This window comes from Streptomyces sp. NPDC056527, assembly GCF_042794475.1.
Taxonomy (GTDB): domain Bacteria; phylum Actinomycetota; class Actinomycetes; order Streptomycetales; family Streptomycetaceae; genus Streptomyces.
The window spans coordinates 1-17,336 of sequence record NZ_JBHTTQ010000093.1 but is presented as its reverse complement, the minus strand read 5'-3'; the positions used below and the strand labels follow the sequence as shown (position 1 = coordinate 17,336).

Genomic DNA, 17,336 nt, shown 5'->3' with positions numbered 1-17,336 from the left:
CCCGCCACCCATCCCGTTCCGCCCGACGTGTCCCAAAACACGAGGCGCCCCGCTCCGGCCCGCCGTAAGCTCTCGACATGCAGGTGATCCAGTCCACGAAGCTCGCCAACGTCTGTTACGAAATCCGGGGCCCGGTGCTCGAAGAGGCGATGCGGCTGGAGGCTGCGGGTCATCGCATCCTCAAGCTCAACACCGGCAACCCGGCCGCCTTCGGCTTCGAGTGCCCGCCGGCGATCCTCGAGGACGTCCTGCGCAACCTCGCCGACGCCCACGGCTACGGCGACGCGAAGGGCCTGCTCGCCGCCCGCCGCGCGGTGATGAGCCACTACGAGACCAAGGGCATTCCGCTCTCCGTCGAGGACATCTACCTCGGCAACGGCGTCTCCGAGCTGATCCAGATGTCGATGCAGGCACTGCTCGACGACGGCGACGAGGTCCTCGTCCCCGCCCCGGACTATCCGCTGTGGACCGCCTCGGTCTCCCTCGCGGGCGGCACCGCCGTGCACTACCGCTGCGACGAGCAGGCGGACTGGATGCCGGACCTCGCCGACATCGAGCGGAAGATCACCGATCGCACCAAGGCGATCGTGATCATCAATCCGAACAACCCCACGGGCGCCGTCTACGACGACGAGATGCTCCGCTCCCTCACCGAGATCGCCCGCCGCCACAACCTGGTCGTCTGTTCCGACGAGATCTACGACAAGATCCTCTACGACGGCACGACGCACACCCCCACCGCCGCCATCGCCCCCGACCTGCTCGTCCTCACGTTCAACGGGATGAGCAAGAACTACCGGGTCGCCGGCTTCCGCTCCGGCTGGCTGGCGGTCTGCGGCCCCAAGGCCCACGCCACCTCGTACATCGAGGGACTGACGATCCTCGCCAACATGCGACTGTGCGCCAACATGCCCGCGCAGCATGCGGTGGCCGCCGCCCTGCAGGGCCGACAGTCGATCGAGGACCTGGTGCTGCCCGGCGGCCGGCTTCTGGAGCAGCGCGACACGGCGTACGAGCTGCTCACCCAGATTCCCGGCGTGACCTGTGTGAAGCCGAAGGGCGCCCTGTACCTCTTCCCGCGGCTCGACCCGAACGTCTACAAGATCAAGGACGACCGGCAGATGGTCCTCGATCTGCTGCGGGCCGAGAAGATCATGGTCGTGCACGGCACCGGCTTCAACTGGCACGAGCCGGACCACTTCCGCATCGTCACGCTCCCCACGGCCACGGACCTTGCGGACGCGGTGACCCGGATCGGCCGTTTCCTGGACGGCTACAGCCAGCCGTAGCTCATCCACATCGGACCACGCTCAACTTTAGATTGAATCTAAGCTAGGATGGCCGCAGAGCTACTGCAGGAGGCCGTCCCATGTACGAACCGATCCGCACGAAGTCGGTCCACCGGATGGCCGACGACGACCAGAACGCGTACCCGCACCGCTCCCGCGAGGAGGAGCTGGACATCCAGCTCGCCGGACATCTCGCCGCACTGCTCGCCGTCACGGACGAGCTGGGCGACGCGGCGGCCGGCGAGCTCATCGCCCGGCAGGTGGCGCGGCTGCGCGGCGCGCCGCCGGCCCGGCACGCGGGACTGAGCGGCTCGAACGCCCAGTCGCTGCACCGACGCGCCCACGCCCTCGCGGGCCGCGCCCTGGTCGTCGCCGCCTCCCGGGCCGACACGGCCGTCGCGATCCTCGCCGCCGAGCGCATGGACGCGCACACCGCGGCGCTGACCTCACCCGAGCTGGTCAGCGCCCCCTGACGGCCCCGGGCCGCGTGCCGGGGAGGCGCGCGACCCGGGTGCCACCCAGCATCGCGGCCACGGAACCGTGGCCGCCGCGCGGCGCACCGCCACCCCTGCGCGGAGGCGAGCACGGTACACGGCGCTCCGGTTCGGTACCGGGATCGGTCCTTCACCCGCCGTCCACCCAACTCCCCCTGGAATGTGGGCTTCCGCGAGCAACCTGCACCCGTGAGACGCATTCTGGGAATCGTCCTGGCCGTCCTGCTCCTCGGCGGCGTGGCCGTCGCCCTCGTGGCGGGCGGCGACAAGGACAAGAGCACGGCAACGAAGACCGTGCGAGGAGTCATCGGATCGGAGAAGGCGGAGTTCTTCGCCGATCCCAAGGTGGTGAAGGCCCTGGCCGACAAGGGCTTCACCGTGAAGGCGGAGACCTCCGGGTCCTGGGACATGGAGCGACTTCCGCTCGACGGATACGACTTCGCGTTCCCCTCGTCCAAGGCGCCGGCCGACGAGCTGCGGGCCAGGACGAAGGTGAAGGGCTCCGTGCTGCGCCCCTTCTACTCACCGCTCGTGGTCGTCGCCCACAGCTCCGCCGCCGAGGTCCTCGCCGACAACGGCCTGGTCACCCTGGCCGCCGGAGGCCGCACCGGCACCCTGCGCATGGGCCCGTACCTGGAGGCCGCGAAGGCCGACCGGACCTGGCAGCAGCTCAAGGGCGCGGCCGGACATCCGGAGCTGAGCGGCACGGTCTTCATCACGTCGACCGACCCGATCGCCTCCAACTCCGGCGCGCTCTACCTCGCCGCGGCGAGCTATGTCGCCGACGGCGGCAAGGTCGCGGGCGACAAGGCGGCCGTGGACCGCACGGCGCCGCTGCTGCGCAAGCTGATCCGGGTGCAGGGCGCCCAGCAGTCCGGCTCGGACGCCCCGTTCCGGGACTTCGTCAGCGGTGTCGGAAACCAGCTGGTGCTCGTGTACGAGTCCCAGGTCGCCTCCCCGCTCCTCGCCGCGCAGGACCTGGGAGACCTGGTGGTGCTGTACCCGGACACCACGGTGATCAGCGACCACACGGTCGTACCGCTCAGCGAGAACGGCCGGGCGCTCGGCGAACTCCTCACCTCCGACAAGGAGTTGCGTGAGCTCGCGGTGGGCCACGGCTTCCGCCCGCAGGGCGCCGTCGCCGAGTTCACGGCCGCGACCGGCACCCTCAAAGACCGCCTCAACCAGACCATGACCGGAGTCCGCCAGGCGCCCGTGCCCACCAGCGAGGTGCTGCACGAGATGGCGCGGCGGGCCCGAACCCAGGGGGACCCCGCATGACCACGCCCGAAGCCCCGTTGATCCTCACCCCGCCGGAGCCGGTCGCCCCGGTCCGTACCGAACAGGCTGCCGGCCTCGTCCCGCTCGACGAGTCCGTCCGTACCGAGATGACCCGCAGGGCGGACGAGTACGTCGGCTCGCTCGCCGGGCTCGACACCCGCTCGCCCGAGTTCGCGGGCCGTATCGGCGAGATCGCCGCGCTCGGGGCCGGCGAGATGCGCAGCGCCGCCGCGCAGTCGAACAGGATGCTCGACCGTACGGTCCGCTCGCTGGCCGACGGCGGCGGCGACGCCCAGTCGCGGGTCGGCTCCTCGCTGGTGGAGCTGCGCCGCACGGTCGAGGACCTCGACCCGCGCGACACTCCCGGCAAGGGGGCCCGGCGCCTCCTGTCGAAGCTGCCGGGTGGCAACAAACTGCGCGACCACGTCGCCAGGTACGCCTCCTCGCAGGGCACGCTGAACCGGATCGTGGGGTCGCTGCGCGGCGGCCAGGACGAGCTGCGCCGCGACAACGCGGCGCTGCAGACCGAGCGGACCAGGCTCTGGGAGACCATGGGCAAGCTCCAGGAGTACGCGATCCTCACCGAGGCCCTGGACGCGGCCGTGGAGGAGCGCGTCGCTCTGACGGCGGACCCGTCGGCGGCGGACGCGCTGCGGTCCGACGTCCTCTTCCCGGTCCGCCAGAAGCACCAGGACCTGCTGACCCAACTCGCCGTCTGCGCGCAGGGATACCTGGCGATGGACGTCGTCCGCCGCAACAACGACGAGCTGATCAAGGGCGTCGACCGGGCGGCGACGACGACGGTCTCGGCGCTGCGGATCGCGGTGATGCTCTCCTCCGCCCTGGAGAACCAGCGCAAGGTGGTCGAGCAGGTCAACGTGCTGCGCTCGACGACGGAGGACCTGATCCGCGGCAACGCGGAGATGCTGGCGACACAGAGCGGCGAGATCCAGCGCATCGCGGCGGACCCGGCGGTGGGCGCGGAGACGCTGCGCGCGGCGTTCCAGCAGATCTACCGGACGCTCGACGCGATCGACACGTACAAGGTCCAGGCGACGGAGTCGATGGCGGCGACGGTCGAGTCCCTGACCTCCGAACTCCGGACCGCCGGCGCCTACCTGGACCGCACCCGCCGCAGGAGCGAGCTGGAAGGCGGCCTGGAGTGACGTCCTTCGCACCGGGGCCCGGCAGGCAGCCGTCGGTCGCCGCCGACGGCACCACCGCCCGCATGCGCGCCCGGCGTGCCCGCCGCCCCGCCGCCCTGGCCCTCGCGCTCGTCGCGCTCATGGCCGCCGCCACCGCCTGCACCGCCGGCGGTGGCGGTGACGACGGCGACGGCGACGGCGGTACGCAGGCCGGTCCGCCCCGCACGCTCCGCGTCCTCGCCTCCTCCGAGCTCGCCGACATGGAGCCCGTCCTCGACGAGGCGCACAAGGCGACCGGGGTCACCGTCAGGCCCACGTACGTCGGCACGCTCGACGCCGTCGAGCAGATCGCGTCCGGCGCGGCGGAGAAGTCGTACGACGCGGTCTGGCTCTCCTCCAACGACTACCTGCGGCTGCGTCCCGACACCGCGAAGAAGATCACCGGCGAGACCCCGATCATGACCTCCCCGGTCGCTCTCGGTCTCCGCCCGGGCGCCGTGGCCCGCCTCGGCTGGGACCCCGCCAAGGTCACCTGGTCGCAGATCCACCAGGCCGTGGCCGAGAAGAGGCTCGGGTACGGCATGACCGACCCGGCCCGTTCCAACTCGGGCTTCTCCGCGCTGGTCTCGGTCGCGTCCGGTCTCTCCGGCGCCCAGTCGGCCCTCACGGAGAAGGACGTCGCCGCGGCCACGCCGAAGCTCAAGGAGTTCTTCGGCGGCCAGAAGCTGACCTCCGGCTCCTCCGGCTGGCTGGCCACCGCCTGGTCCCGCCGTACGGACGTCGACGCGCTGATCAACTACGAGTCCGTGCTGCTCAATTCGGCGGAGAAGCTTGACGTCGTCCGCCCCGTGGACGGTGTCGTCACCGCCGACTACCCCTTCACGCTCCTCACCTCCGCGAGCCCGGACGCGAAGCAGGCCGCCGCGAGCCTCACCGCCCATCTCCGCACCCCGGCCGCCCAGCGGATGATCACCAACCGGACCCTGCGCCGCCCGGTGGTCCCCGGCGTGGAGCCGGCCGATCCGCTCACCGCCGACCAGCGCCGCGAACTGCCGTTCCCCGGCAGCCGGTCCGTCGCCGACGGCCTCCTCGACGCGTACGAGAACAAGCTCCGCCGCCCCTCCCGTACCGTCTACGTCCTCGACACCTCCGGCTCCATGGAAGGCGAGCGGCTCACCCGGCTCAGGTCGGCGCTCGCCGAGCTGACCGGGGACTTCCGGGACCGCGAGACGGTCACCCTGATGCCCTTCGGCTCCGCGGTGAAGCAGGGCGAGGTCCGTACGTACACGGTCGACCCGGCCGCCCCGAAGAAGGCCATCGACGCCATGCGCGCGCAGGCCGACGGGCTCTCCGCCTCCGGCGGGACCGCGATCTACTCCAGCCTGAAGGAGGCGTACGAACACCTCGGCACCGCCCCCGAAGGCGACACCTTCACCTCGATCGTGCTGATGACGGACGGCGAGAACACCGACGGCGAGCCGGTCGCCGCCTTCGACTCCTTCTACCAGGGTCAGCCGCCGGCCCAGCAGCGGACTCCGGTCTTCCCGATCCTCTTCGGGGACTCCGACCGCACCGAACTCGACCACATCGCCTCCCTGACCGGCGGCCGGCTCTTCGACGCCACCCAGGGCTCGCTGGACGGAGCCTTCGAGGAGATCCGTGGCTACCAATAGGGCCCTCGCCTTCCTCGAGTCCCGCAAGAATCTGACCGGCTGCGCCTGCGGCCTGGCCGGGCTCGCCGTCACCTTCACCGGCGCGGCGGGCTCCCTCTGGCCGGTGGTCGTCGCGGGCCTGTACGGCGCGGGCGCGCTGATCGCCCCGCCCGAGCGGCCGCCCGCGCCGGAGTTCCCGGACGCCGCGGAGCAGCTGGACGCCCTGCGGGCGGACTTCGCGACCCTGCGCGGCTATCTCGCGGAGGTCGAGCTGCCGCCTGCCGCCGCCGGCCGTCTCACCGAGCTGGACGCTCTGCTCGACGCACTGCTCGCGCCGGGGTGGGTCAGCGATCCGGAGCATCTGCACGTGCTGGCCCGGGCGGTGCGCCAGGACGTTCCGGAGGCGGTGGACACCTTCGTACGGACGCGTTGGTGGACCCGGGTCACGCCGGGTTCCGAGCCCCCGGAGCGCCATCTCGAACGCCAGTTGACGGCGCTCCACGCCGAGGCCGCCGAGATCGCGGCCGCCCTCCAGGACGCGGAGGCGATGCGCCAGCGCACGCATACGCAGTACCTGGAGGACCGGCGCCATCCCTGACCTCGCATGGGTCCAGGAGCAGAAAAGCACCGGCCCCCGAAGCCGTGAGGGGGCTTCGGGGGGCCGGTGTGCATCGTGACGAGCCGTTCGTGACCCCACTGGTCAGGGCGGTGTTCGGGGCGACCCGTCACGAGTCTTGAGGCGCGGGATCAGCCCAGGCGCTCGACCAGCGCGCGGTACTCGTCCCACAGTTCCTTCGGGGTGTGGTCGCCGAAGGTGTTCAGGTGCTCGGGGACCAGGGCGGCCTCCTCGCGCCAGACGTCGCGGTCGACCTTGAGCAGGAACTCGAGGTCCTCCGCGGGCAGCTCCAGGCCCTCGGTGTCGAGCGAGTCGACGGTCGGCAGGATGCCGATCGGGGTCTCGACGCCCTCGGCCTTGCCCTCCAGGCGCTCGACGATCCACTTCAGGACGCGGCTGTTCTCGCCGAAGCCGGGCCAGACGAACTTGCCGGCGTCGTTCTTGCGGAACCAGTTCACGTAGTAGATCTTCGGGAGCTTGGCGGCGTCGCCCTTTGCCGCAGCGGTCCCCCCGACCTTGACCCAGTGGGCCATGTAGTCGCCCATGTTGTAGCCGCAGAACGGCAGCATGGCGAAGGGGTCGCGGCGCAGCTCGCCGACCTTGCCCTCGGCGGCGGCGGTCTTCTCGGAGGCGACGTTCGCGCCGAGGAAGACGCCGTGGTTCCAGTCGAAGGACTCGGTCACCAGCGGCACCGCGGAGGCGCGGCGGCCGCCGAAGAGGATCGCCGAGATCGGCACACCCTTGGGGTCCTCCCACTCCGGCGCGGCGATCGGGCACTGCGAGGCCGGGACGGTGAAGCGGGCGTTCGGGTGGGCGGCCGGCGTCTCGGACGCGGGCGTCCAGTCGTTGCCCTTCCAGTCCGTGAGGTGGGCCGGGGGCTCCTCGGTCATGCCCTCCCACCAGACGTCGCCGTCGTCGGTCAGCGCGACGTTGGTGAAGACGGCGTTGCCCCAGAGGGTCTTCATGGCGTTGGCGTTGGTGTGCTCGCCGGTGCCGGGCGCGACGCCGAAGAAGCCGGCCTCGGGGTTGATCGCGTAGAGGCGGCCGTCCTCGCCGAAGCGCATCCAGGCGATGTCGTCGCCGATGGTCTCGACCGTCCAGCCGGAGATCGTGGGCTCCAGCATGGCCAGGTTGGTCTTGCCACAGGCGGACGGGAACGCGGCGGCGACGTACTTGGACTCGCCCTGCGGCGGGGTGAGCTTGAGGATCAGCATGTGCTCGGCGAGCCAGCCCTCGTCACGCGCCATGACGGACGCGATGCGCAGGGCGTAGCACTTCTTGCCGAGCAGGGCGTTGCCGCCGTAGCCGGAGCCGTACGACCAGATCTCACGGGTCTCGGGGAAGTGCGAGATGTACTTGGTGGAGTTGCAGGGCCACGGCACGTCCTCCTGACCCTCGTCCAGGGGGGCGCCCAGCGTGTGGACGGCCTTCACGAAGAAGCCGTCGGTGCCGAGCTCGTCGAGGACGGCCTGTCCCATGCGGGTCATGGTGCGCATGGAGACGGCGACGTACGCGGAGTCGGTGATCTCGACGCCGATCGCGGAGAGCGGCGAGCCGACCGGGCCCATGCAGAAGGGCACGACGTACATGGTGCGGCCACGCATCGAGCCCTGGAAGATGCCCTTCTCGCCCGCGAAGATCTCCTTCATCTCCGCCGGGGCCTTCCAGTGGTTGGTCGGGCCCGCGTCCTCCTCCTTCTCGGAGCAGATGAAGGTCCGGTCCTCGACGCGCGCGACGTCGGTCGGGTCGGAGGCGGCGTAGTACGAGTTCGGACGCTTGATCGGGTCAAGCTTCTTGAACGTGCCCTTGGCGACGAGCTCCTCGCAGAGGCGCTCGTACTCGGCCTCGGATCCGTCGCACCAGACCACGGCGTCCGGCTGCGTGATCGCCGCGATCTCGTTCACCCAGGAGATCAGCTCCTGGTGCTTGGTCGGAAGGGTGGTGGGAGCCGCGTTCTCGCGCGCCACGATTGCTCCTTGATGAGGGGTTTTTAGATGTCTGCCCCGTGGGGGCTGCGACCCGGATGCGTCGTAGCTGCTCATCCGGTGCCGACCGCACTCATTTGATCATCCGACGCATACGCCCATATGTCCAGAGGGCCGCACACGTGAGCATCGCCACTCGGATCTGGGACCTACGGGTGCGTAGGTAGCATTCGGCTCATGACTTCAGCCGTGCCGGACGTGACCCGGATAGAGCACACCTCGTCCCACCCGCATCTGCTGAAGCCCAGGCTCAGGGGTTGGCTGCACGCGGGGATGTTCCCGGCGGTGATCGTCGCGGGCCTCACCCTCGTCGCCCTCTCCGACTCTCCGCGGGCCCGGATCGCCTGCGGGATCTACGTCCTCACGGCCTGCCTGCTCTTCGGCATCTCCGCGCTGTACCACCGCGGAAACTGGGGACCGCGCGGCGAGGCCATCCTGCGGCGCCTCGACCACGCCAATATCTTCCTGATCATCGCGGGTACCTATACCCCGCTCACGCTGCTCCTCCTCCCCGACTCCACCGGGCGGCCGCTGATGTGGGCGGTCTGGGTCGCCGCCGCGGCCGGCATCGCCTTCCGGGTCTTCTGGGTCGGCGCCCCCCGCTGGCTGTACACGCCCTGCTACATCGCGATGGGGTGGGCCGCCGTCTTCTTCCTGCCCGACTTCATGCGGGCCGGCGGCATCGCCGTCCTCGTCCTCGTCATCGTCGGCGGACTGCTCTACAGCGCCGGCGGCGTGATCTACGGCATGAAGCGGCCGAACCCGTCCCCCCGCTGGTTCGGCTTCCACGAGGTCTTCCACTCGCTGACCCTGGCGGCCTTCATCGTCCACTACGTCGGCATCTCGCTGGTCGCCTACCAGCACGCGTGAGCCCCACAATGGCGGCCATGGCCGCCGAACCGACCCCTCCGCCCAGCCTGCGCGAGCGCAAGAAGCTCAGGACCCGCGCCGCGATCCGCGAAGCGACGTACCGGCTCGTCGCCGAGCAGGGGTACGAGGCCGCCACCGTGGACCGCATCGCGGCGGCCGCCGACGTCTCCCCCTCCACCGTGGTGCGCTACTTCCCCGTCAAGGAGGACATCCTCCTCACCGACGAGAGCGACGCCGTCCTCGACGCCCGGCTGCGGGCCCGGCCGGCCGGCGAGGAGCCGCTGGAGTCCCTCCGCGCCGTCGTCCTCGACGCGGTCGCGACGGCGCTCGCCGACGAACCGGCGGAGACCCGGCTGCGCGCCCGCGTGATGGTCGAGGTTCCGGCGGTACGGGCCCGGCTCACCGAGACCGCCGCCGAGACCGCGCAGCTGCTGGCCCGCGCCCTCGCCGAGCGCACCGGCCGCGACCCCGACGACCTGGAGGTACGGGTCTTCACCGCGGCGGTCCTCGGCGCCCTGCGCGAGGCGACCGTCTACTGGGCCGAGCGCGGACAGACCGACGACCTGGTCCGGCTTCTCGACCGGACCGTCGACACGCTCAAGGGTGGTCTGTCGCTCCGAGCGCTCCCCTGACGACCTGCCCCGACTCCGGATTGTCCGGACACCCCCACACCCCGTGCGGGCAGTAGTCCGTGAACGTCTGGTAGACCGGCCGGTGCCGCGCGAACCAGTCGAGCATCCCCCGTACGTACGCCGGATTGTCGCCGTTGCGGAAGAGACCCCACTCCGGGTACGAGACGGGCTTGCCGTGCTCGGCCGCGAACCGCACATGGTGCGCGAGCCCGAAGTCCTCGGTGACCTGCCCTTCGAAGGAGAGCCCCTCGGGCTGGTCGTAGGCGTCGAGCCCGATGATGTCGACGTACGCGTCGCCCGGGTAACAGCGCGGCCACTCCACTGCGTCCCGCCCCCGGCTCGCGGTGAAGTCGAAACGGAACCGCTGTCCCGGCACCGCGCGCAGCACGTCCACGACCCGCCGCCAGTACGCCTTCCAGCTCTCCGGATCCGGTCCGCAGCGATGGCTGTAGGTGGTGCCGTTCATCTCCCAGCCGAGCACGAGCACGGCGTCGGAGAGCCGGTTCTCGACGAGCCGCTCCCCCAGGGTCCGGAAGTGACCGTCGTACGCCCCCGCCGCCCCGCGCCGCAGCCCGGCCCTGACCTCGGCGTCCGCCAGCCCCTCCTCGTTCCGGTCGAGCAGCGGCACGTTCAGGACGAACAGCCGCCCCGGCCCCTCCTCCTTCCACCGCGCCCACGGCTCGAAGAGCGCGGGGTGGCCCTCGATGTTGGACCAGCGGTCGCCGGGCAGATAGGTGTGGCCGACGGTCAGCGACGCGCCACCGAGCCAGCGCTGCACCTCGGCGATCCGCCGCACACCCGTCTCGTCGGAGCCGGTGAAGAAGCCGGACGGCACCGTCACCCGCGCCGGGTCGGACGGGGCCGGCTCCGCGAGGTGCCGGGAGCCCGGCGCGATGCGGTCGTCGGACAGGACGAGCGCGAGAACGGCCGCGAGCAGCACGATCAGTGCGGCCCGCGGCCAGGAGAGGAGGGTCACGTCAGCTGGTCCAGAAGTCCCACCATCGGGTCAGGATCAGCATCCCGATGATCCCGATGTGCAGGACGGGCAGCGCGAAGGTGAAGTCCTCGAAGAACCCCTTCACGGCGGCGGGCGCCGGCAGCACACCCGTGCGGACGTTGTGCGAGGTGACGTACCAGAACATGACGATCGTGGCGGTCCAGGCCAGACAGCACCAGAGGCAGAGCGCGTTGATCTCGTACAGCGACTGGTGCATCAGCCAGGTGCAGAACCCGACGCCGAACAGCATCCCGGCGTTGAGGCCGAGCCAGAACCAGCCGCGGTAGCGGGCACCGGCGAGGACCCCGGCGCCGATGGCGACGACCATCCCGTACGTCACCAGACCGAGCATCGGGTTCGGGAAGCCGAACACCGCCGCTTGCTCGCTCTTCATGATGTTGCCGCAGGACACGACCGGATTGAGACTGCAGCCCGGCTGGAAGTTCGGGTCCTCCAGGAGCTTGAACTTGTCGATCGTGATGACCCAGGCGGCCAGCACCCCGGCCGCCCCGGTGATCATCAGCAGCACTCCGAGGGCCCGGCTCGCGCCGATCGTCCCGGCGTCCTCCCGGGCCTCCTCCTGCCGCTGCCCCGGCACCCCGCCCCGTACGTTGACCGTCGCCATGACGCGCCCCCTCTCCGCTCAGCCCTGCAGCCGCCGGACGGGCAGCAGAAGGTGCGCCGCGGCCCCCACGACCTCGTCGTCGGTGACGTAGGAATGCAGCAGCTCCTGCGTGACCGCCTCTCCGGGCACCGCGTCGGGCCAGGGACGCACGGAGCAGATGAGGTAGGCGTGCCCGTTGGTGTGCGCGGCCGCCTCCCACTCCGCCGGGACGGGGATCTGCACCTTCAGGAACGGCATGGTGAGCACGGCCCGCTGGGCCTCGACGAGCAGATGGGCGCCGGTCGACCGCTCCACCGAGGTGTCGACGACCCTGCCTCCGAGCGGCAGGCCCATGCCTTCGAGGGCGGCCCGCATCGCCTCTTCGCCGGCCTCGGGGCCGTCGCGGCCGTCCCCGAGCGAATACACCATCAGAAAGGGGGTGACGGGCATATCGGCGGTGGGGCCGATGGTCCACGGAACGACGGTGAGCGTCCCGAAGGGGGATTCGCTGCGCGCCGAGGAAACGACATTGGGAGAGGTCATGAATCGGGATGCTAGTGGCCGAACACCCGTCACCCCGGACCGAATTCACTCGATCGGCCGACATTCATCCCGCTGGCATGTCGCTCGCAACGAAGTCGGGTTTCCATCGTTGTGCCCTGAGGGCTCCCCCTGCCTTCGGGTGGGGACCCCAGCCGACATCAGGAGATCCTTCATGATCGTCTCGCGCCGCGTCGCCCTGCGGTCCCTCTTCACCCTGACCGTCGCCGCGTTCACCGGCGGCGCGCTGGCCCGTATCGTCACCGCGCCGCGCCGGCCCCCGGTCGCCTCCGGCGACACCTTCGACGAGATGTACGGGGGCCGCCGCATCCAGGCCCGCCCCACGACCTCGGGCGTCCCGGAGGTCCTCGTCGACGGCCGGCCGCTGCATCTGATGCGCTGCGCGGACGGCGGCTATCTCACCCCCATCGACCACTACCAGACCTATCCGACGCCGCTGACGGCCACCCGCGCGGCCGTGGACGAGCTCGGGTCCGCCCCGCTGAGCCGCTTCGCCGCCGCCCACGGTGCCCACCCGGGAGGGAGCTCGCGTGGTGTACACGCGTAAGAACCAGCGCGATCTGACGAGCGCCGAGCGGCGGAAGTTCGTCGCCGCGATCCTGGAGCTCAAGCGGACGGGAGCCTACGACGACTTCGTCCGCACACACATCGACTACTACGTCGCCGACGGGGACGACCGTCTGCGCGTCGCCCATATGACGCCCAGCTTCCTGCCCTGGCACCGCAAGTTCCTGCTGGAGTTCGAGCGCGCGCTGCGCGGGATCGACTCGACGGTCACCGTGCCGTACTGGGACTGGACCCGGGACAACACCCCGGCGGCCTCGCTGTGGGGCGAGGACTTCATGGGCGGCAACGGACGGCGCGGCGACTTCCAGGTGACGACCGGGCCCTTCGCCTACGCGGGCGGCCGCTGGACAGTGAAGCACAACATGACCGAGGGCCGGTTCCTGACCAGGGACTTCGGCCGCTCCTCGGATCCGATCGCGCTGCCGACGAAGGCACAGCTCGACGAGGTGATGAAGGAGACGGTGTACGACGTGGAGCCCTGGAACTCCACGAGCGAGACGGGGTTCCGCAACCGACTGGAGGGCTGGGCCCCGGGCCGGGGCAACGACCGCTTCCGCATCCACAACCGGGTGCACCGCTGGGTGGGCGGTCTGATGCTCGGCGGAGCCTCCGTCAACGATCCGGTCTTCTGGCTCCACCACTCCTTCGTCGACCTTCTCTGGTCGCGCTGGCAGCAGCGCAATCCGCGGGCCGGCTATGCGCCGGTGCACCCCCCGCAGCTGGGCGAGTCGCAGTACCGCCGGATCGCCGCCCGCGACGAGAAGATGGGCCCGTGGGGTGTCACTCCGGCCCAGATGCTCGACCACAGCGGGATCTACCGCTACGCGTAGCGGTCCGCGCGTACGCGCCCACGGGCACGGAAGCGGCCCCCCGGCAGGTGTCCGGGGGCCGCTCGCCGCTGAGGGGTGATCAGCCGCCGTAGCCACCGTCGTGGTGACCGTCGACGTTCGCGCACTGGTTGCCGAACGCCGGGTTGATCAGACCGATGACGGTGACGGTGTTGCCGCAGAGGTTGACCGGGATGTGGACCGGGACCTGCACGACGTTGCCGGAGGCGACACCGGGAGAGTGAGCGGCAACGGCCTCGGCGCCCGAGTCGGCGACGGCCATGCCGGCTCCGCTGAGGGCAACGGCACCCGTGCCGGCGAGGACAGCGGCAGCCTTCGCGATGCGAGACATCAAGAACTCCTTGAACGTGGAAAGGCGACCGAGAATGACGGCCGACATTCCCGTTCAACGCCGCAACGGCGCACGGGTCACGGCCTTTAGACCGGACGGGACGGAAATGACGCGGGAAGGCCCGCAGACCACCGGTCGGCCCACCGTCGGATACGGCGGAGCGGACCTGTGGATCTGCGGGCCGCGGCCATGCGACAAGCCTTCTGTTGTAACGAGCAACGACCCCTCGGGTGGCGGGGAAGAATCGTGTCTTCACCAACCGGGCCATTGGTCGTACAAAAGACCGTCGTCAGGCCGTCGGCTGCGCCAGACCCGCCTGGGAATCGAGCGCTCCGCTCACCGCGGGGGTGAGGATGCCGACCTCCGGTACGGCGAGGTCCGGCAGTCCGAGCCGGTCGCCGCGCGGCGCGACGACGGCGTTGCCGACCGTCGCGCCGGGGGTGGTCGCCTTCACGGGTGAGCTGGGCGTGGCGAACAGCGCCTTGCCGGGCTCGCTTCCCTCGATGAGCTCGGGCAGCTGTGCGGCGACGACGGTCTCCGGGATCGTGCTGGCGATCGGCACCCGAGGCAGGGTGACGTCCGGCAGGAGGCCCGACTGCCCCTCCTGGAATCCGGTGGGTCCGCCCGGCACGGGCAGCGGGACGCCGGTGGCCACCGACGGGGCGTCCATCGGGATCACCGGCTCCAGGCCCTGGAGCGGAACGATCACCGGTGCCTCTGCGGCGGCCGCGGGGGCGGCCATGGCCGCGGAGGCGAGAGCGGTCATGAGGATTCCCATGCCGGCTTGAGATCGCAGATTCATGACTGCGTGCGCCCTTCAGAGCAGGTGACGACGGTGCTGTGGTGATGCGCCCTGAGAACGAGCCCTCCGGAAGGAACGTCGCGAAATTCGCCTGTGTGCAGCAACGCGGAAGGCCCTCACCGGTGACGGCGAGGGCCTTCGTTGACGCTATGTCAGCACGGCGCGTCAGTGACGGCGTTCGGAGCGTCCGGCGCGCGCGACGCGTCCGGCACGGAGGTAGACGACCGATCCACCGATGAGCAGCGCGGCGCTGACGGCGGCCGCGCCCATGAGGGCGGAGTCGCCTCCGGTGTCCGGAAGCTCCGGCTTACCCGGCCCACCGGGCCCACCGGGATGCGTCGGCGGCGCGGTCGTCGTCGGCGGGTGCGTCGTCGGGTGCGTGGTGGGGGGCTTGGTCGTCGGGGGGTGCGTGGGCGGCTTGGTCGTCGGCGGGTGCGTCGGAGGCTTCGTCGTCGGCGGCTTGGTCGTCGGGGGGTGCGTGGGCGGCTTGGTCGTCGGCGGGTGCGTCGGAGGCTTCGTCGTCGGCGGGTGCGTCGTCGGCGGGTGCGTGGGCGGCTTGGTCGTCGGCGGGTGCGTCGGAGGCTTCGTCGTCGGCGGGTGCGTCGTCGGCGGCTTGGTCGTCGGCGGATGCGTCGGAGGCTTCGTCGTCGGCGGGTGCGTGGTCGGCGGGTGCGTCGTCGGAGGTTCCGAGTGCGTCGGCGGCTTCGTCGGGTGCTCGCCCGGGTGGTCCGGGTTCTCGTGGCCGTCGTCGCCGTAGCCGTCGGGCTCGTCCTCGCCCGGCTGACCGCAGAGGTCGCCGACCGCGCCCGCGGCGGGCCCTTCGAGATGCATGGGGTGCCCGCAGAGGTTCACGGGAAGGGGGACCTGAAGGTGGTGCCCGGTGTCGGGGTGGGGTGAATCACCCGGACCGTCTCCGGAGTTCGCCGCCAGGGCGAAGCCTCCGGTCAGCGACAGGATGCCCGTCGCGGCCGCGGCGGTGAACAGCTTCCGGCTGATGATGGATCTCATACCGCTCTTCCTTGGAGAAAGGGAGAGACCGGCGGGGATCCCCCCTCACTCCGACCGGCCTGTCCGCGCACTCAGTGCGTCAGTCGCTGACGGACTGGTTACGGAACGTAAGGCTCAGGGACACCGGGCAGATGCGCGCCGCGGGCTGCGGTGCGAGGTCGAGCGCTGCCGTCCTCGATCGCTCCATGGGCCAACCTTCCGTGGGGGATTGGCGAGAGCGTAAGGAGCGGCACACGACGGAGAGCCGGGACCACACGGCGGCCGAACAGAAAATCATTCTATCGGCCGATCACAGTGAGTGGCGGCCCGTGCCGGTGAGAGCGTCCGCCGGCCGGCGGAGTGAGAGGGGCGATCCAGGAGGGGCGAGACCGCGTATCGCGGCCGTCCGCGCGGAGGAGGTGCGCGGTGGAGCGGTGCTGCCGGGGGTTCGTCAGCCGCCGAGCGGGAGGCCACCGATGAGCGGCGCGCTCTGGGTCGTCTTGTTCAGCTGGTTCGCGGTGTCCCCCACGGTCTTGACGACCGAGCCGTCCGTGGTGCTGCTCAGCGCGTCCGTCTTCAGGCCCTCGCTGGCGATGGTCGCGAGACCACCGTTCAGGCTGGTGGGGACCGCCATCGACTCGGCGGCCATGGCGGGCGCGGCGGCACCCAGGGCCATGACGGAACCGGCGACGACCGCGGCAACCTTGGTGGGCTTCATGAAGGAGTCCTTCCTCTATGGCGTGAATTCACAAGCAAGTCGCTTGCTGTGCAGGCCTGTTGGGCATTCCCGCACGTCGTTCCTGCCTTCTGTAACGAGGGGCGCGGCCACCGGAAACTCCGGGAGGAAGGATTTCTCGACACTGCACCCGAAGGAAGGGGCGCGGTCGTATTTGCCGATCGGGATACGCGAAACGCCGTGCCGGCCCGGGCGTACCGGGCCGACACGGCGTGGATCGCGACGTCGCCGCCGCTACCGGACAGGCGCCGTGACGGGGAGCGTCACAGGCAGCTCCGGCACCTCGGGTGCCTCGGGCACTTCAGGCACCTCGGGGATCACCGGCACCGCGGGAGCGAGGGCCGGCGGGTCGACGGGGAGGTCGACCGGCAGGCCCGGCACGGTGACCGGCAGACTCGGCAGGTCCCCGAGGTCGGGGAGGGTCAGACCGCCGAGAACGCTTCCCAGGATCTGGTCGACCAGGGAGGTGACCTGCGGCACGACCCCGGTCACGGTGCCGGAGACCGAGGCCAGCAGCGCGGCGACCGCCCCCTGCACGGCGGCGAGGGTGTCATCGACAACATCGGCGGGCGCGGCGGCCTTGGAGCCGGTGTCGGGGAGCGGGACCTTCGCTGCGACGGTGACCGGGGAGGACGGGTGGTGTATGTCGGCGACGGCGGGTCCCGCCGTACCGAGGGTGATGGCGGCTGATATCGCCAGGGCAGTGAGGCAGCTCGTTCCCAGGGGACGCATATGTGTTCCTTTTCCTTATGCGTCGGACAACTTCTCGGCCACCGTGCCTGCGTAGATAGCGCTCCGCAACGGGAGAACTACGGAGCGCCACACCTCCGTTCGGGTGAATCCGCCCCTCTGACCTGCTCCTCCGAGGGGCGTACGCCGTTGCACCGGACGGCGCACGAGGGTGCGTCCGAACGAGCGGAAGGCCGGCGCGCCGCACCC

Annotated in this window: 19 protein-coding genes; 10 read left to right on the top strand and 9 right to left on the bottom strand. The window is 70.8% G+C overall.

What is annotated here, in order from left to right; all coding sequences use genetic code 11:
• Positions 1-77 precede the first annotated feature (77 nt).
• The 6 genes from ACFQ7Q_RS30465 to ACFQ7Q_RS30440 all read left to right on the top strand — a co-directional run bounded on the left by ACFQ7Q_RS30465 (position 78) and on the right by ACFQ7Q_RS30440 (position 6,459).
• Positions 78-1,289 (top strand): pyridoxal phosphate-dependent aminotransferase, encoded by a 1,212-nt coding sequence (locus ACFQ7Q_RS30465; RefSeq protein WP_383560667.1) that lies wholly within the window; start codon positions 78-80, stop codon positions 1,287-1,289.
• A gap of 80 nt (positions 1,290-1,369) precedes the next feature.
• Positions 1,370-1,762: a hypothetical protein gene (locus ACFQ7Q_RS30460; RefSeq protein ID WP_383560664.1), complete on the top strand. Its 393-nt coding sequence runs from the start codon at positions 1,370-1,372 to the stop codon at positions 1,760-1,762.
• Positions 1,763-1,945: 183 nt separating this feature from the next.
• Positions 1,946-3,064: a hypothetical protein gene (locus ACFQ7Q_RS30455; RefSeq protein WP_383560662.1), complete on the top strand. Its 1,119-nt coding sequence runs from the start codon at positions 1,946-1,948 to the stop codon at positions 3,062-3,064.
• Positions 3,061-4,230: a toxic anion resistance protein gene (locus ACFQ7Q_RS30450; RefSeq protein WP_383560659.1), complete on the top strand. Its 1,170-nt coding sequence runs from the start codon at positions 3,061-3,063 to the stop codon at positions 4,228-4,230. Before ACFQ7Q_RS30455 ends, ACFQ7Q_RS30450 begins: the two co-directional genes overlap by 4 nt.
• A 62-nt stretch (positions 4,231-4,292) precedes the next feature.
• The gene (locus tag ACFQ7Q_RS30445; protein WP_383560690.1) at positions 4,293-5,882 is read left to right on the top strand and encodes a substrate-binding domain-containing protein; all 1,590 of its coding nucleotides are present in this window, start codon (positions 4,293-4,295) and stop codon (positions 5,880-5,882) included.
• Positions 5,869-6,459 (top strand): hypothetical protein, encoded by a 591-nt coding sequence (locus ACFQ7Q_RS30440; RefSeq protein WP_383560657.1) that lies wholly within the window; start codon positions 5,869-5,871, stop codon positions 6,457-6,459. Before ACFQ7Q_RS30445 ends, ACFQ7Q_RS30440 begins: the two co-directional genes overlap by 14 nt.
• Before the next feature lie 149 nt (positions 6,460-6,608).
• Here the strand turns inward: ACFQ7Q_RS30440 and ACFQ7Q_RS30435 are convergent, their stop codons facing one another.
• Complete coding sequence (locus ACFQ7Q_RS30435) at positions 6,609-8,444, bottom strand: phosphoenolpyruvate carboxykinase (GTP) (protein ID WP_383560655.1); 1,836 nt, start codon at positions 8,442-8,444, stop codon at positions 6,609-6,611.
• A gap of 195 nt (positions 8,445-8,639) precedes the next feature.
• Here ACFQ7Q_RS30435 and ACFQ7Q_RS30430 point away from each other — a divergent pair, with 195 nt between their 5' ends.
• Both ACFQ7Q_RS30430 and ACFQ7Q_RS30425 read left to right on the top strand, forming a co-directional pair.
• Positions 8,640-9,332, top strand: coding sequence for a hemolysin III family protein (locus ACFQ7Q_RS30430; RefSeq protein ID WP_383560650.1), 693 nt, complete (start codon positions 8,640-8,642; stop codon positions 9,330-9,332).
• 17 nt (positions 9,333-9,349) lie between these two features.
• The gene (locus tag ACFQ7Q_RS30425) at positions 9,350-9,964 is read left to right on the top strand and encodes a TetR/AcrR family transcriptional regulator (RefSeq protein WP_383560648.1); all 615 of its coding nucleotides are present in this window, start codon (positions 9,350-9,352) and stop codon (positions 9,962-9,964) included.
• On the opposite strand, the gene ACFQ7Q_RS30420 is transcribed toward ACFQ7Q_RS30425, so the two are convergent.
• From ACFQ7Q_RS30420 to ACFQ7Q_RS30410, 3 genes are read right to left on the bottom strand one after another with little or no spacing between them, the layout of a single operon-like run.
• A complete protein-coding gene (locus ACFQ7Q_RS30420; RefSeq protein ID WP_383560645.1) occupies positions 9,930-10,940 on the bottom strand; it encodes a glycoside hydrolase family 26 protein in 1,011 nt (336 codons plus the stop codon). The two genes, ACFQ7Q_RS30425 and ACFQ7Q_RS30420, sit on opposite strands and share 35 nt — an antisense overlap.
• Position 10,941: 1 nt before the next feature.
• Complete coding sequence (locus ACFQ7Q_RS30415; RefSeq protein WP_383560643.1) at positions 10,942-11,586, bottom strand: vitamin K epoxide reductase family protein; 645 nt, start codon at positions 11,584-11,586, stop codon at positions 10,942-10,944.
• An 18-nt stretch (positions 11,587-11,604) separates the two neighbouring features.
• On the bottom strand, positions 11,605-12,108 hold the full coding sequence (locus tag ACFQ7Q_RS30410) for a DUF5949 family protein (RefSeq protein ID WP_383560640.1): 504 nt from the start codon (positions 12,106-12,108) through the stop codon (positions 11,605-11,607).
• 172 nt (positions 12,109-12,280) lie between these two features.
• Here ACFQ7Q_RS30410 and ACFQ7Q_RS30405 point away from each other — a divergent pair, with 172 nt between their 5' ends.
• The gene (locus ACFQ7Q_RS30405; RefSeq protein WP_383560637.1) at positions 12,281-12,673 is read left to right on the top strand and encodes a tyrosinase family oxidase copper chaperone; all 393 of its coding nucleotides are present in this window, start codon (positions 12,281-12,283) and stop codon (positions 12,671-12,673) included.
• Entirely contained in the window at positions 12,657-13,523 is an 867-nt protein-coding gene (locus ACFQ7Q_RS30400) for a tyrosinase family protein (protein ID WP_383560634.1), read from the top strand. Before ACFQ7Q_RS30405 ends, ACFQ7Q_RS30400 begins: the two co-directional genes overlap by 17 nt.
• A gap of 79 nt (positions 13,524-13,602) precedes the next feature.
• On the opposite strand, the gene ACFQ7Q_RS30395 is transcribed toward ACFQ7Q_RS30400, so the two are convergent.
• From ACFQ7Q_RS30395 to ACFQ7Q_RS30375, 5 genes are all read right to left on the bottom strand, one after another.
• Complete coding sequence (locus tag ACFQ7Q_RS30395; protein ID WP_329116670.1) at positions 13,603-13,872, bottom strand: chaplin; 270 nt, start codon at positions 13,870-13,872, stop codon at positions 13,603-13,605.
• 289 nt (positions 13,873-14,161) lie between these two features.
• A complete protein-coding gene (locus ACFQ7Q_RS30390) occupies positions 14,162-14,638 on the bottom strand; it encodes a hypothetical protein (RefSeq protein WP_383560631.1) in 477 nt (158 codons plus the stop codon).
• A 201-nt stretch (positions 14,639-14,839) separates the two neighbouring features.
• On the bottom strand, positions 14,840-15,682 hold the full coding sequence (locus tag ACFQ7Q_RS30385; protein ID WP_383560628.1) for a hypothetical protein: 843 nt from the start codon (positions 15,680-15,682) through the stop codon (positions 14,840-14,842).
• A gap of 430 nt (positions 15,683-16,112) precedes the next feature.
• Positions 16,113-16,379 carry a hypothetical protein gene (locus ACFQ7Q_RS30380; RefSeq protein WP_383560626.1) on the bottom strand — a complete coding sequence of 89 codons (267 nt, stop codon included), beginning with the start codon at positions 16,377-16,379 and terminating at the stop codon, positions 16,113-16,115.
• A gap of 252 nt (positions 16,380-16,631) precedes the next feature.
• Positions 16,632-17,129: a hypothetical protein gene (locus ACFQ7Q_RS30375; RefSeq protein WP_383560624.1), complete on the bottom strand. Its 498-nt coding sequence runs from the start codon at positions 17,127-17,129 to the stop codon at positions 16,632-16,634.
• Positions 17,130-17,336 lie beyond the last annotated feature (207 nt).

Excerpts from the sequence above, each read along its gene's own strand:
- ACFQ7Q_RS30415 (WP_383560643.1), bottom strand. The coding sequence starts at position 11,586 with ATGGCGACGGTCAACGTACGGGGCGGGGTGCCGGGGCAGCGGCAGGAG.
- ACFQ7Q_RS30410 (WP_383560640.1), bottom strand. The coding sequence starts at position 12,108 with ATGACCTCTCCCAATGTCGTTTCCTCGGCGCGCAGCGAATCCCCCTTC.
- ACFQ7Q_RS30460 (WP_383560664.1), top strand. The coding sequence starts at position 1,370 with ATGTACGAACCGATCCGCACGAAGTCGGTCCACCGGATGGCCGACGAC.
- ACFQ7Q_RS30425 (WP_383560648.1), top strand. The coding sequence starts at position 9,350 with ATGGCCGCCGAACCGACCCCTCCGCCCAGCCTGCGCGAGCGCAAGAAG.
- ACFQ7Q_RS30395 (WP_329116670.1), bottom strand. The coding sequence starts at position 13,872 with ATGTCTCGCATCGCGAAGGCTGCCGCTGTCCTCGCCGGCACGGGTGCC.
- ACFQ7Q_RS30390 (WP_383560631.1), bottom strand. The coding sequence starts at position 14,638 with ATGACCGCTCTCGCCTCCGCGGCCATGGCCGCCCCCGCGGCCGCCGCA.
- ACFQ7Q_RS30405 (WP_383560637.1), top strand. The coding sequence starts at position 12,281 with ATGATCGTCTCGCGCCGCGTCGCCCTGCGGTCCCTCTTCACCCTGACC.
- ACFQ7Q_RS30385 (WP_383560628.1), bottom strand. The coding sequence starts at position 15,682 with ATGAGATCCATCATCAGCCGGAAGCTGTTCACCGCCGCGGCCGCGACG.
- ACFQ7Q_RS30450 (WP_383560659.1), top strand. The coding sequence starts at position 3,061 with ATGACCACGCCCGAAGCCCCGTTGATCCTCACCCCGCCGGAGCCGGTC.
- ACFQ7Q_RS30375 (WP_383560624.1), bottom strand. The coding sequence starts at position 17,129 with ATGCGTCCCCTGGGAACGAGCTGCCTCACTGCCCTGGCGATATCAGCC.
- ACFQ7Q_RS30380 (WP_383560626.1), bottom strand. The coding sequence starts at position 16,379 with ATGAAGCCCACCAAGGTTGCCGCGGTCGTCGCCGGTTCCGTCATGGCC.
- ACFQ7Q_RS30430 (WP_383560650.1), top strand. The coding sequence starts at position 8,640 with ATGACTTCAGCCGTGCCGGACGTGACCCGGATAGAGCACACCTCGTCC.
- ACFQ7Q_RS30445 (WP_383560690.1), top strand. The coding sequence starts at position 4,293 with ATGCGCGCCCGGCGTGCCCGCCGCCCCGCCGCCCTGGCCCTCGCGCTC.
- ACFQ7Q_RS30465 (WP_383560667.1), top strand. The coding sequence starts at position 78 with ATGCAGGTGATCCAGTCCACGAAGCTCGCCAACGTCTGTTACGAAATC.